This is a genomic window from Acinetobacter sp. USHLN143, assembly GCF_037145695.1.
GTDB classification, from domain to species: domain Bacteria; phylum Pseudomonadota; class Gammaproteobacteria; order Pseudomonadales; family Moraxellaceae; genus Acinetobacter; species Acinetobacter fasciculus.
Map to the genome: position 1 here is coordinate 15,507 of NZ_JBBCWZ010000016.1, position 13,375 is coordinate 28,881.

12 protein-coding genes are annotated in these 13,375 nt (G+C 44.0%); 5 read left to right on the forward strand and 7 right to left on the reverse strand.

Annotated elements, in window-relative coordinates:
• Positions 1-89 precede the first annotated feature (89 nt).
• From aspA to WFH18_RS06485, 5 genes are all read left to right on the forward strand, one after another.
• The gene (gene aspA / locus WFH18_RS06465; protein WP_034439543.1) at positions 90-1,532 is read left to right on the forward strand and encodes an aspartate ammonia-lyase; all 1,443 of its coding nucleotides are present in this window, start codon (positions 90-92) and stop codon (positions 1,530-1,532) included.
• A gap of 130 nt (positions 1,533-1,662) precedes the next feature.
• A complete protein-coding gene (locus WFH18_RS06470; RefSeq protein ID WP_004646758.1) occupies positions 1,663-2,028 on the forward strand; it encodes a hypothetical protein in 366 nt (121 codons plus the stop codon).
• A 123-nt stretch (positions 2,029-2,151) separates the two neighbouring features.
• The gene (gene mfd, locus WFH18_RS06475) at positions 2,152-5,610 is read left to right on the forward strand and encodes a transcription-repair coupling factor (RefSeq protein WP_004646759.1); all 3,459 of its coding nucleotides are present in this window, start codon (positions 2,152-2,154) and stop codon (positions 5,608-5,610) included.
• Between the two features lie 229 nt (positions 5,611-5,839).
• Complete coding sequence (locus tag WFH18_RS06480; RefSeq protein WP_085064655.1) at positions 5,840-6,274, forward strand: HIT domain-containing protein; 435 nt, start codon at positions 5,840-5,842, stop codon at positions 6,272-6,274.
• A gap of 55 nt (positions 6,275-6,329) precedes the next feature.
• A complete protein-coding gene (locus WFH18_RS06485; RefSeq protein WP_004729820.1) occupies positions 6,330-7,775 on the forward strand; it encodes an adenylate/guanylate cyclase domain-containing protein in 1,446 nt (481 codons plus the stop codon).
• Between the two features lie 89 nt (positions 7,776-7,864).
• Here the strand turns inward: WFH18_RS06485 and fdx are convergent, their stop codons facing one another.
• The 7 genes from fdx to WFH18_RS06520 form a co-directional block, all read right to left on the reverse strand.
• On the reverse strand, positions 7,865-8,203 hold the full coding sequence (gene fdx / locus WFH18_RS06490; RefSeq protein ID WP_004279821.1) for an ISC system 2Fe-2S type ferredoxin: 339 nt from the start codon (positions 8,201-8,203) through the stop codon (positions 7,865-7,867).
• A 15-nt stretch (positions 8,204-8,218) separates the two neighbouring features.
• The gene (hscA, locus tag WFH18_RS06495) at positions 8,219-10,078 is read right to left on the reverse strand and encodes a Fe-S protein assembly chaperone HscA (RefSeq protein ID WP_004646762.1); all 1,860 of its coding nucleotides are present in this window, start codon (positions 10,076-10,078) and stop codon (positions 8,219-8,221) included.
• Between the two features lie 41 nt (positions 10,079-10,119).
• Positions 10,120-10,635 carry a Fe-S protein assembly co-chaperone HscB gene (gene hscB / locus WFH18_RS06500; protein ID WP_004646764.1) on the reverse strand — a complete coding sequence of 172 codons (516 nt, stop codon included), beginning with the start codon at positions 10,633-10,635 and terminating at the stop codon, positions 10,120-10,122.
• 104 nt (positions 10,636-10,739) lie between these two features.
• On the reverse strand, positions 10,740-11,060 hold the full coding sequence (iscA, locus tag WFH18_RS06505) for an iron-sulfur cluster assembly protein IscA (protein ID WP_004279817.1): 321 nt from the start codon (positions 11,058-11,060) through the stop codon (positions 10,740-10,742).
• Between the two features lie 34 nt (positions 11,061-11,094).
• Positions 11,095-11,481, reverse strand: a complete 387-nt coding sequence (iscU, locus tag WFH18_RS06510) for a Fe-S cluster assembly scaffold IscU (RefSeq protein ID WP_004279815.1) — start codon at positions 11,479-11,481, stop codon at positions 11,095-11,097.
• Positions 11,482-11,585: 104 nt separating this feature from the next.
• Positions 11,586-12,803 (reverse strand): IscS subfamily cysteine desulfurase, encoded by a 1,218-nt coding sequence (locus tag WFH18_RS06515; RefSeq protein WP_004279813.1) that lies wholly within the window; start codon positions 12,801-12,803, stop codon positions 11,586-11,588.
• A gap of 1 nt (position 12,804) precedes the next feature.
• On the reverse strand, positions 12,805-13,278 hold the full coding sequence (locus WFH18_RS06520; protein WP_004279811.1) for an Rrf2 family transcriptional regulator: 474 nt from the start codon (positions 13,276-13,278) through the stop codon (positions 12,805-12,807).
• Positions 13,279-13,375 lie beyond the last annotated feature (97 nt).

Below are 13,375 nucleotides of genomic sequence, written 5' to 3' on the forward strand. Positions count from 1 at the left end.
AAGTCTTCCTATTAGGCCTGTATTTGTTTGCTCATATTAATGTCACACCAAATACGGTGCATCGCCAAGAGTATTTTTTAGTGGACAATATGCTTCAAATCGAACCGACCCGCATTGAACGTGATTTATTGGGGGAAAAACAAATCCCGTTGCATAGCTATTATGGGATTCATACCTTACGTGCCATCGAAAATTTTAAGATTTCTGGATTGGCGGTGGGGCAACAAACGCACTTTATTCGTGCTTTGGCCCAAGTGAAAAAAGCTTCGGCACAAGCCAATCTGCACTTTCAAAAATTGTCCGAGCAGACCAGTACTGCCATTCAGAAAGCTTGTGATGAATTGATTCAGCATCCGGAAGCGTGGCAAACGGCATTTCCACTCGATCCTTATCAGGGCGGTGCCGGAACCTCCATCAATATGAATACCAATGAGGTGATTGCCAATATTGCCCTAGAAATGTCGGGCCATCAGAAAGGTGATTATCACATTCTGCATCCGAATGATCACGTCAATACCTCGCAATCGACCAATGATGTCTATCCAACGGCTTTGCGTCTGGCGACCTATAGCAGTCTGGATGAGTTATTGAGCGTGCTTAAAGCATTGATTGACTGTATCGATCATAAAGCTGCCGAATTTGAATATGTCATCAAGATGGGACGTACCCAGTTACAAGATGCCGTGCCGATGACCATGGAACAGGAATTCCGGGCATTTGCCACCTTATTAAAAGAAGACCTGAAGCTGATTGGACAGATGCGACAGTTATTGCTGGAAGTCAATTTAGGCGCCACCGCCATTGGGACCGGGGTGAATACACCGCCGGGCTATGCCAAGCGGGTGGTGGAAATCTTGGCGCACCTGACAGGTTTACCTTTAAAAGGTGCAGCAGATTATGTCGAGGCGACCAGCGATTGTGGCGTCTTTATTATCTTGTCGAGCAGTTTAAAACGTCTGGCAGTGAAATTGTCCAAAATCTGTAATGACTTGCGCTTGCTCAGCTCGGGGCCGCGTACAGGGTTAGCTGAAATTCGCTTACCTGAGTTACAGGCAGGTTCTTCGATCATGCCGGCAAAAATCAATCCGGTAATTCCAGAAGTTGTGAATCAGATTGCATTCCGGGTGATTGGTAATGACTTAACCATTACTATGGCTGCGGAAGCCGGGCAGTTACAATTGAATGTCATGGAACCTGTGATTGCCGTGGCGATGAATGAATCAATTCAATTATTGACCCAAGGCATGCAAACCCTGAATCAGAAATGTATTGCTGGTATTCAGGCCAATGAACAGATTTGCTTAAGTTCCGTCATGCGCAGTGTCGGGATTGTGACCTTGCTTGAACCGATTCTGGGACATGCCAAGTGTGATGAAATCGGCAAACAATGTATGTGGGAAAATAAAACCGTGCCACAGGTGGTATTAGAGTTAGGCTTATTGAGTGAAGCGCAATTAGAAGAGATTTTTGCATTTGAAAATCTGGTGTCTGAAATACCTGTAGCAGAGAGTCAGCTCGAACAGGTTTCTTGATAGCATAAATTGTCTTGAAACAGCTCAAATCAACTGATCGTTGTGATTTTGACAATTTGCCTCAAGTTCGATATGTGGATTTGAGGCATTTTCATCTAGACTAGGGTCTGAACTTTATTTGGCTGGGTAAATGGCGATGTTTGATAAAATCAGTGCATTATTTAAAACTAATAAACCGACTGCTGCACAGCTATATTTAGACGAGCAGAATATCCAGCATGTCGAAGGCACAGGTTATATCGTGGATGGCATTGATTTAAATCAGGAACTGACCACACGCTTAGAATATTTGTCCAATCGCCGTCTAAAACAGTTTGATGATTTAAAAGCTTTATACGACACCGCGATGCTGATCAATGAAAAGATTGATCTGGAAATTGCCCATCAGCGTTTTAATGTGACTTTGGGAAATACCGAAGAGAACCTGCTGCAATTTAAAATGATCCTCAAGAAGTTAAATGATTATTATCGTAACTTTCTGCGAGAGAAAAAATAAGTGTTAAAAGTGGCTTGAAATCGAAGCGTATGGATGTGGCAAGACTGCATAAAAATAACAAAATATCCTGAGATCATCGTGCTAGTATAAGCCTCAGGTTATTTAGACTTTAAAGCTATATCCATGTTCCAACAAGAAATTTCCCAACTCAATTTACCACAACTCAAAGCAGGCGAGAAACGCTGGTTAGGCAATCTGCAAGGTTCCTCGACGGCATTGTTGCTCAAAGAAATCGTGCAGCAGCAATCGCGTTTATTTATCGTGATTGCACGTAATAATCAGCATTTGGGTCAACTGGAAAGTGAACTGGAATTTTATGGGGTTAAACCCACGATTTTTCCAGATTGGGAAATCTTGCCTTATGACCGTCTCTCCCCCCATCAGGATATTGTCTCGGAACGTCTGGCAATCTTATCCAATATGCCAAAAACTGGCGTACTGTTGCTGTCCGCCTCAACTTTGGCACAACGTGTGGCGCCGACCTCATGGATTCTGGGTGAGCATTTCGATATTCATGTCGGTCAGAAATTTGATCTGGAACAACAAAAGAAAAAGTTGATTCAGGCCGGTTATCATCTGGTCGATACCGTCTATGATCCAGGTGAATTCGCGGTACGCGGCAGTATCATGGATATCTACGCATCGGGACAGGAAGCACCGATTCGGATTGACCTGTTTGATGATGAAATTGAAAGCCTGAAATTTTTCGATGCCGAAACTCAGCGCACCACGCAAAGTTTGCAGCAGTTTACCGTATTGCCGGCACAGGAATTTCCGCTCAAGGAAGGTCGTGCCACTTTCCGTGACCGCTATGCCGAATTTTTCCCGACCGCGAATCCAAAGAAAAACCCGATCTATCAGGATGTGATGGATGGCATAGTCTCGCCGGGAATCGAGTTTTATTTGCCCTTGTTTTTCAGCGCGGAAGCCATGCAAGGCCAAAGTTCACTGATTTCGTACCTACCGAAGAATGGCATTGTCATTACAGATAAGGCTCTGGACGAAAGTCTCAGCCAGTTTTGGCAAGATGTGGTGCGCCGTTATGAAGATCGTCGCCACAATGTCGACCAACCGATCATGCCGCCTGAAAGCCTGTTTTTTCAGACCAATCAGGTGCTGGAGCAGCTGAACCAGTTTGCACGCATCATTGCCGCACAAACATCTTTTGATCAAAAAGCTGGGGTATTGAATCTTGATACCCAGTTGCCACCGCGTCTGCCCGTAGATCCGAAACGTGAAAAACCGTTTCATGAAATCAAAAAATATATTGATCAGGCTAATCATCCGGTATTGCTAGTGGCTGAAAGTGCTGGACGCCGGGAAAGTCTTAAAGATGCCTTAAGGCCAAGTCTGGGTGATATCCCCACGGTTGAAAATTTTGATAGTTTTATTCAATCTCTGTATGCAATTGCCATTACCAATGCGCCTTTAGAGCGTGGTCTGGTATTGACCGATCGTGTCAGCGTAATTTCTGAAAATCAGCTGTATGAACATCGCGTGGTACAGCGCCGTCGCAAACGTCAACAGGAAGTTTCCGAAGAGTTTCTGATCCGAAGTCTAACTGAGCTGACCATGGGCGCGCCTGTGGTACATATCGATTATGGGGTCGGACGTTATGCCGGTCTGGTCACCCTAAGTATTGATGATCAGGATCACGAATTTTTGCAGCTGGATTATGCGGATGCCGCCAAAGTCTATGTGCCGGTGACCAATCTACACTTAATCAGCCGGTACAGTGGTGGTGATCCGGATCTGGCACCTTTGCATAAACTGGGTACGGACGCATGGAATAAAGCCAAACGTAAAGCGCTGGAACAGATTCACGATGTCGCGGCCGAATTGCTGCATATTCAGGCACGGCGTTCTTCCAAGCCCGGGATCAGTTTTGAAATCGATCAAAGCCTGTATATGCAATTTGCCAGTGGCTTTGCCTATGAAGAAACACTGGATCAGGCCAATGCGATTGAAGCGACGTTGCATGACATGCAGCAGGCCAAGCCGATGGATCGTCTGGTGTGTGGTGATGTCGGGTTTGGTAAAACAGAAGTCGCAATGCGTGCCGCATTTGTTGCAGTACAGAATAACCGGCAGGTGGCGATTCTGGTACCGACCACTTTGCTGGCACAGCAGCATTATGATTCATTCAAAGACCGCTTCGCCGACTGGCCAGTCCGGATTGAAGTGCTGTCACGTTTCGGCTCTTCCAAAGCACATACCAAGACCATTGACGACCTGATTGAAGGTAAAGTCGATATTGTGATTGGTACACATAAGATTTTGCAGGAAAATGTTCAGTTTAAGAATCTTGGCTTGATGATTGTCGATGAAGAGCATCGTTTCGGGGTGCGCGACAAGGAACGAATCAAGGCGATGCGTGCCGATGTCGACATGCTGACACTGACTGCAACTCCAATTCCACGGACACTGAATATGGCCTTTAGTGGCATGCGTGATCTGTCGATTATCGCCACACCGCCGGCACGCCGTCTTGCGGTGAAAACCTTTGTGCAGGAACATACCGATGACACCATTAAAGAAGCGATTCTGCGTGAATTGCTGCGCGGTGGTCAGGTTTATTTTCTGCATAATGAAGTTGATACAATCGATCGTGCCGCCGAGCATATCCGTAAACTGGTGCCGGAAGCGCGGGTGATTGTGGCCCACGGGCAGATGCGTGAACGTGAACTGGAGCAGGTGATGCAGCAGTTCTATCACAAGGAATACAATGTTCTGGTATGTTCGACCATTATTGAAACCGGGATTGATGTTCCGAATGCCAATACCATTCTGATTGAACGTGCTGACAAGCTGGGCCTGGCACAATTACATCAGCTACGCGGACGTGTAGGACGCTCACACCATCAGGCTTATGCCTACTTAATGGTGCCGTCTTTAAAAGCCTTAAAAGGTGATGCAGAAAAACGTCTGGATGCCATTCAGCGTGCTTCGACCTTGGGTGCCGGTTTTATGCTGGCAACCGAAGATCTGGAAATTCGCGGCGCAGGTGAGTTACTAGGTGAGCAGCAGAGTGGTTCGATGCAGGCTATTGGTTATAGCCTGTATATGGAAATGCTGGAAAAAGCCACCAAAGCCATTCAAAAAGGCAAAACGCCAAACTTCGATGCACCATTGTCATTGACTGCCGAAATTACCCTGCATATGCCAGCGTTGATTCCAGATGAATATCTGGGTGATGTGCATCAACGTCTGTTGTTCTATAAACGCATCAGTAATACTGATACCCAGGAAAAACTGGACAATATCCGGATGGAATTGATCGATCGTTTTGGTATACCGCCGCAACCGGTCAAACAGCTCTTTGCTGTACATCAGATTCGATTGAAAGCCGAGCAGCTTGGTATTACTAAAATTGATATCAGCAGTCAGGGTGGGCATATTGAATTTGCACCGGATACTCCGGTTCAAGCCATGACGATTATCCAGATGATGCAGAAACATCCGACCTATTTCCGGATGGATGGCGGTCAACGTCTAAAAGTCATGGTCATGCTGGAAGACTATCAAAAGCGGATTCAGTTTATACAGGATTTACTGGACAGTCTGCTTAAAGAATTGCACTGATTTTATTCGATTAAATCAGCCTGAAAATTCAGTTTGGATTTCATTTTCCAATGAAGTTTGCAGGAACAACAGGCTTGATTTTTTTAATGAATTGTTTACAGTAATTGTTGTGATGTGCTTCGCAACAAATCATGAGAATTTGTCTTTAAACACATTGCTTTCAATATTCAGCTTCAGTTGGATATGTTAGTATTAGCCATCATTCTAATTTTGCATCATTTATAAAGATATGTTTAGTTTGCATCCACAACTTGCTCAAGATACGTTTTTTGTAGGCGACTTTCCTTTGTCAACATGTCGTTTGATGAATGATATGCAATTTCCCTGGCTCATTCTGATTCCACGTGTGCCGGGTGTCTCTGAATTATATGAATTGAGTCAAGCTGACCAAGAGCAGTTTTTAAGAGAGTCAAGCTGGTTATCAAGCCAGCTGGCACGTGTTTTCCGTGCAGATAAAATGAATGTAGCAGCGCTGGGTAATATGGTGCCGCAATTGCATTTTCATCATGTAGTTCGTTATCAGAACGACGTTGAATGGCCGAAGCCTGTTTGGGGTACACCTGCTGTTCCTTATAGCAGTGAAGTATTGGCACATATGCGTCAAACCTTAATGCTGGCTTTACGTGGTCAGGGCGACATGCCATTTGACTGGCGCATGGACTAATCAGCCAAGGCATTCCGAGAACCATGAACAGTTGCGGACTTCAGGGAGGGAGTGAGTGCAATTAGACGACTGGATTCAAAAAGAACCCCATCAGTTTGAGTATTTCCATCGCATGATGGGATACATCATGCTGTCTGTGGTTCTGGTCGTCTTTCATTACACTGAACCAGATACCCAGTATCAGCTTTTTGTTCCATTTTTTTTGTTTCTGGTTTTGCTAATTACACCGAAACTATCTCGCTGGCTGATCTATCGTCATGATTATCACATCCGGCGTAATATTCTTTTCCTGATTGATGTCATTGTCATTTCGGTGGTTTTGGCGGCCGTGCATCTGGACTTGGTCTTGTCCTTGCTGGGTCTGGTCGCAGTGCTCTATACCGCGATCAGCAATAAAATTTCATTTATGATGGCATCTCTAGCCAGCCTGATCGGGATTACGCTTTTTTATCTGGCCAATATTCTGGTCTTTGGGTTTAATAATTATTTCGAACCGACCAGCAGTGAGTTGACCGTTTTAGGCTTTATCTGTCTGATTACCTATTTTGGTGTCGGAAGTTTTTATCAAAGTGGTCGTGTGCAATACATGACCCAGAAAAAAGACCATTATTTCGAACAGATGAACCGTTATATGGAATTTGCCAATCAGCTGAGTCGCTATGCGCCCGTGCAGTTATGGCAATCCATTATGAAAGGTGAATCTGAAGCCAAAATTGAATATAAACGTAAAAAGTTGACGATCTTTTTCTCTGATATTCAAGGCTTTACAGAGCTATCTGAAACTCTGATTCCAGATGATTTAGCATTCCTGTTGAATGACTATCTTCGGCATATGACCGAAATCGCTAAAAATTATGAAGCGACTGTCGATAAATTCATGGGTGATGCCATCCTGATTTTCTTTGGTGATCCGAACTCCGAAGGTGTGGAACAGGATGCTAAGAACTGTATGGAAATGGCATTGGCGATGCGTCAGCAAATGAAATTGCTGCGGGAACGCTGGATTAAAATGGGTTATCCGCCACTGCATATCCGCATGGGGATTTCAACCGGTTATTGCCACGTAGGGAATTATGGGGCTACGCATCGTATGGCTTATACCATTGTAGGACGTGATGCCAATCTGGCAGCGCGTTTGCAAAGTGCAGCGGAAGTCGATGAAATCCTGATTTCGGAAGATACTCATAATCTGATCAAAGATGATTATCTTTGTGCACCGAAAAAGCCGATATTCTTGAAAGGCATTAAAGCACATGTAAGAACCTGGCAGGTCATGGAAAAATATGCGTCTCAGAAAGTCGAGTATCAGCGCTGGTTCGATTATGAATATAAGGGCTTTCATTTATTGCTGAATCTGGATGAAGTGCAAAACTTTGAATATCCTGAGCTGATTCATGTACTAGAAAAAATGATTAAACGCATTGAAACTCAGCAGAAAATGACCAATTCACAAGGTATTGTCAAATTGAAGCTTGAGGATGAAGTAATTGAACACATTTAAAGTTCATGTAAATTTACTTTAATTGTTTCTTATAAAGAGAAAAAACCACGCATGAGCGTGGTTTTTTATTTTAGCCTGCAACGAAAATCTTAGTGATTTTCTGACGCATGGTTAATGGTGTATTTTGGAATTTCAATTTCCAGATCTTCATCGTCCAGTTTAACCTGACAAGAAAGACGTGAATCAGGTTCTAAACCCCAGGCACGATCGAGTAAGTCAGCTTCAACATCATCCATTTCTTCCAGGCTGTCAAAACCTTTGCGTACCACTACATGGCAGGTGGTACACGCTGCTGACATATCGCAAGCATGTTCGATTTTAATGCCATTTTTTAGCAGGCTTTCGCAAAGATTGGCATTTTGTTCGACTTCAAACTCAGCACCTTCGGGGCAAATCTGCGCATGTGGAAGAACTTTAATACGTGGCATAGTCGTTACCTTAAATTAGTTTGAGTTTGACCAGTCGTCGAGTTTAGTGCCCTTAAGAGCTGCATCAATATGTTGATTCATACGTGCTGCTGCAAAAGCATCACTATGTATTTTAAGCTGTTCAACGGCAGATTCAATCGCTTTGATATCTGAACCCTGAAGCTGAGTTTCAAGTTGTGCTTGCGCAGTTTGCAGTGCTGCAAGTTGATCTTCAGTCAACAGACCGGCATCCGCTTGGAGTGCCTGAACCAGTGCTTCCAGCTCACGCTGTGCTTCCACTTTGGTTTCATTCAAATGACGAAGATTCTTATCTTCTTCAGCGAACTTATAACCGTCTAGCAACAGACGTTCAGTATCTTCACCCGATAAACCATAAGATGGTTTGATATCGATTTGAGCCGTCACGCCAGAGGTGGTTTCTTTGGCAGATACAGTCAGCAAGCCATCTGCATCGACCTGGAACGTCACTTCAATACGTGCCTGACCGGCAGTCATTGGTGGAATGCCATGCAGGACAAAACGCCCTAAACTACGGCAATGCTCAACCAGATCACGTTCACCTTGAACCACATGAATCAACATGGCAGTCTGGCCATCTTGATAAGTCGTAAATTCCTGACGACGAGCGACTGGAATCGCAGTATTACGCGAAATTAATCGTTCAACCAGTCCGCCCATGGTTTCAAGACCAAGAGACAGAGGCGTCACGTCTAATAGTAATGAGCCATCAGTTGAGTTGCCAATCAATTGGTTCGCAGTAATTGATGCGCCAATCGCAACCACTTCATCCGGATTAATAGTGCATAGTGGTTCTTGATTGAATACTTCACGCACGGCTTTTTGTACTGCATAAGAACGGGTTGAGCCACCGACCAAAACGACATTTTGAATGTCATCCAGTTCAAGCTTGGCATCACGCATCACACGCTTACATACGCTGATGGTCTTATCCAAAGCAACTTTAATGATCTCTTCAAATGTCGGACGGTCAAGCGTCAATACCTGATCAAGCAATTTGAGTTGAACTGAATCTGCATCAGACAAAGCTTCTTTGGCTTTACGTGCTGCAACCACAAAATGTGCATATTCTGCATCATTCAAGGTGTCAATATTCAGTTGTTTCTTGGCCCATTTCAGGATCAAACGATCTAGGTCATCACCACCGAGGGCAGTGTGGCCACCGGTTGCCAGAACTTCAAACACACCTTGACTAAAACGCAGAATCGAAACGTCAAAGGTACCACCACCCAAGTCGTAGATCACATAGTTGCGATCTGTACTTAGATTGCTTTCCTGATCGAGACCATAAGCAACAGCAGCAGCGGTTGGCTCATTCAACAAACGTAAAACATTCAAGCCAGCAAGTTGAGCAGCATCACGGGTTGCCTGACGCTGTGCTTCATCAAAGTAGGCCGGAACAGTAATAACGGCACCATTGACCGGATTTTGCAGACTGGCTTCAGCGCGGTCTTTCAACTGCTTTAAAATTTCTGCAGAAATCTCAACCGGCGTCTTACGGCCTTGTGCGGTTTCAAAAGCCGGCATTTCATTCGCTTCACCAACCAACGCATAAGGATGCTGGAATTTGATGTCAGCTTTCGAGCGACCCATAAAACGTTTTACAGAAACGATGGTGTTTTTAGGGTCAGTAGTAATGAAAGGCGCAGCTTCATTGCCGTATTGAGTCTGTTGTTCTGCATAATGCACGATAGAAGGAAGTAGCACACGACCTTGTTCGTCATTAAGTACTTTGGCTTTACCTGAAAGAACCGTGGCAACCAAAGAGTGGGTGGTGCCTAAATCGATACCAATCGCAATGCGGTGTTCATGTGGTGCACTTGATTGACCTGGTTCTGCAATTTGCAAGAGAGCCATAGTGTTACATCCTTTGCACGTTAAATATTAAATACTAAAAATTAGAAATCATCATCAAGATCAAAGCTGTCATCGTCCAGGAAGCGGTCTTCCGCTTTGTCGATATCGGCCATGACTTTAACGAAGAAGCGTAGTTTGCGCACTGTATCGCGTGCTTCGGCCCAGTCTTCATCCGCATAATCAATTTTGAACTCGCGAACCAAGCCCTCAATCCATTGCTGGACTTCGACTTTCAGTGAAGTTAAATCTTCAGCAGAAGTTGCATCGTCAAGTTGTTCACGAATTTCCAGAGCGTCCTGCAAGAATTCAAAATCACTGATCGACTGATCTAAGTGATAATCCTGTTTCTTGAGAGACAGTAAATACGCTGCACGGCTATCGACCGCTGACAAGGTTTTAAATGCCTGATTGATATCACTTGATTTAATCAGAGCCTGATCTTTGTCTTCAGCTTTATCTGGGTGATATTGTTGCTGCAACTTTAAAAATTCAGTCTTTAAAGCCGCTAAATCAATATCGAGTGCTACAGGAAGGTTGAACAACTCAAAATGATTCATGGGAGATGGGATCCGCGATTAATGTGCAAAAGTAACTGTATAAATGCAATTAAAACAGTGTGAAACACACTGTTTTAATGTCAAAAAGAGAATAACTGCCGGGTTTATACAGTGAAGGATTCACCACAACCGCATTCGCCTTTTTTGTTGGGGTTGTTAAATTCGAAGCCTTCGTTCAAGCCGTTTTTAACATAGTCCATCTCCATACCTTCAAGATAAACCAGGCTTTTCGGGTCAACGAATACTTTAACCCCAAACTGCTCAAAGGCTTGGTCATGTGTATCGACTTCATCGACGAACTCGAGCACATAGGCCAGACCAGAACAGCCTGAAGTTTTCACACCAACGCGAATGCCTTCACCCTTACCGCGATTTTTTAAATAATTGCTGATATGAGTTGCAGCATTTTCAGTTAAATGGATCATGAAAACTCCGTTAAAATTTCAAAACGTGGAACAATTAAGCTTTAACTTTCTTGCTACGGTAGTCTTCTACAGCTGCTTTGATTGCATCTTCAGCAAGAACAGAGCAGTGTACTTTTACTGGTGGAAGTGCAAGTTCAGTTGCAATATCAATGTTCTTGATCGCTTGAGCTTGATCCAAAGTTTTACCTTTGAGCCATTCGGTCACAAGTGAACTTGATGCAATGGCAGAACCACAACCATAAGTTTTGAAACGTGCTTCTTCAATCACGCCTTCATCGTTTACCTGAATCTGTAAACGCATCACGTCACCACATGCTGGCGCACCAACCATACCAGTACCAACGTTTTCAGCATTTTTATCTAAAACGCCAACATTACGAGGGTTTTCGTAATGATCAATTACTTTTTCGCTATAAGCCATGTTGCTTCTCCAAACCTCGGGGTCAGCCTCAGTATTAAATATGGGGGTAAAAAAACTTTTCTCAATGAGATAGCAACGGATTTGTCACTATCTCAGAATGAAAATTAGTGCTCAGCCCACTCAACTTTAGAAAGGTCAATACCTTCCTTATACATATCCCAAAGCGGAGAAAGTTCACGTAACTTCTCAACAGCAGCTTTAGTGATAGTCAATACGTGATCGATATCTTCTTCAGTGGTGTATTTACCGAAGCTGAAGCGGATCGAACTGTGTGCAAGTTCGTCTGAAAGACCCAATGCACGAAGTACATAAGATGGTTCAAGTGTTGCAGATGTACATGCCGAACCTGAAGATACCGCAGCATCTTTCAATGCCATCATCAATGATTCGCCTTCAACGAAGTTGAAGCTAATATTCAGGTAGTTCGCTACGTTTTGTGTTGGATGGCCGTTCAGGAACACTTGTTCAAGACCTTGTAAACCATTCCACAGCTTGTCGCGAAGTACACGTAAACGAGTCTGTTCAGCTTCCAAGTTTTTGCCTGCAAGTTCAAACGCTTCACCCATACCTACAATCTGGTGAGTCGCAAGGGTACCTGAACGCATACCACGTTCATGGCCGCCACCATGCATTTCAGCTTTAAGGCGTACACGCGGGCTACGACGTACAAACAGTGCGCCAATACCTTTAGGGCCATAGATCTTATGCGCAGAGAAGCTCATCAAATCTACTTTTAAAGTTGAAAGATCAATTTCAACTTTACCCGCTGCCTGAGCTGCATCGACATGGAAGAAAATCTTGTTGGCGCGAGTGATTTCACCAATCGCTGCAACATCAGTCACAGTACCGATTTCATTGTTTACCATCATCAGGGAAACAAGAATTGTGTCTGGACGGATCGCTGCCTGTACCATTTCAGGCGTAATTAAACCGGTTTGAGGTTGAGGCTCAATATAGGTAATTTCAAAACCTTCAGACTCAAGCTCACGACAGGTATCTAAAACTGCCTTATGTTCGATTTTAGAGGTAACGATATGTTTACCTTTAGATGCATAGAAATGAGCCACACCTTTAAGCGCAAGGTTGTCTGACTCGGTTGCACCTGAAGTCCATACGATTTCACGTGGATCAGCTTTAATTAAATTCGCAACTTGTTCACGTGCATATTCAACTTTTTCTTCTGCTTGCCAACCATACGCGTGTGAACGAGATGCCGCATTACCAAAGGTACCATCGAATGTTAAGCATTCCATCATACGTTCAGCAACCTGAGGATCTACAGGAGTTGTAGCTGCATAATCAAGATAAATCGGACGTTTCATGTCAAATACCTGTAACCGATAAAAGGGCTGAATCTAAAGGTGCTGATTTTTGGCGTAATGACACAGTCTGGACGTTGTCACGTGCAACCAGATCAGCAAGCGAGATTTTTTCTAAATAATCGGCGATGTGATGGGAGAGTTCCTGCCATAAATCATGAGTCAAGCACATCGCGCCATTCTGGCAATTGCCTTTATGGTCACAGCGAGTCGCATCAACTGTTTCGTTTACAGCTTCAATAATTGCTAACACAGTAATTTCATCTGCATTACGTGCTAAATGGTAACCACCATTTGCGCCACGAACACTAGAAACTAAACCATGACGCTTGAGCTTCGCAAATAACTGCTCAAGATAAGCAACAGAAATAGTTTGACGTGCTGCAATTTCAGCGAGCGTTATCGTTTTTTCAGAAGGCTGCAAAGCTAGATCAAGTAGAGCAGTCACAGCGTAGCGACCGCGAGTGGTTAGGCGCATGATTCGATACACATGGTTAGACTAGATGTGTAGATTTTATGAATCCCGACTAAATTAGTCAAGTTATTTTTAGTAGACCTTAGTGGGATTTAATTTT

Coding starts and splice junctions, on each gene's coding strand:
- fdx (WP_004279821.1), bottom strand. CDS start 8,203: ATGCCACGTATTAAAGTTCTTCCACATGCGCAGATTTGCCCCGAAGGT.
- iscA (WP_004279817.1), bottom strand. CDS start 11,060: ATGATCCATTTAACTGAAAATGCTGCAACTCATATCAGCAATTATTTA.
- WFH18_RS06470 (WP_004646758.1), top strand. CDS start 1,663: ATGGCGATGTTTGATAAAATCAGTGCATTATTTAAAACTAATAAACCG.
- iscU (WP_004279815.1), bottom strand. CDS start 11,481: ATGGCTTATAGCGAAAAAGTAATTGATCATTACGAAAACCCTCGTAAT.
- WFH18_RS06520 (WP_004279811.1), bottom strand. CDS start 13,278: ATGCGCCTAACCACTCGCGGTCGCTACGCTGTGACTGCTCTACTTGAT.
- mfd (WP_004646759.1), top strand. CDS start 2,152: ATGTTCCAACAAGAAATTTCCCAACTCAATTTACCACAACTCAAAGCA.
- hscB (WP_004646764.1), bottom strand. CDS start 10,635: ATGAATCATTTTGAGTTGTTCAACCTTCCTGTAGCACTCGATATTGAT.
- aspA (WP_034439543.1), top strand. CDS start 90: ATGCTTCAAATCGAACCGACCCGCATTGAACGTGATTTATTGGGGGAA.
- hscA (WP_004646762.1), bottom strand. CDS start 10,078: ATGGCTCTCTTGCAAATTGCAGAACCAGGTCAATCAAGTGCACCACAT.
- WFH18_RS06480 (WP_085064655.1), top strand. CDS start 5,840: ATGTTTAGTTTGCATCCACAACTTGCTCAAGATACGTTTTTTGTAGGC.
- WFH18_RS06515 (WP_004279813.1), bottom strand. CDS start 12,803: ATGAAACGTCCGATTTATCTTGATTATGCAGCTACAACTCCTGTAGAT.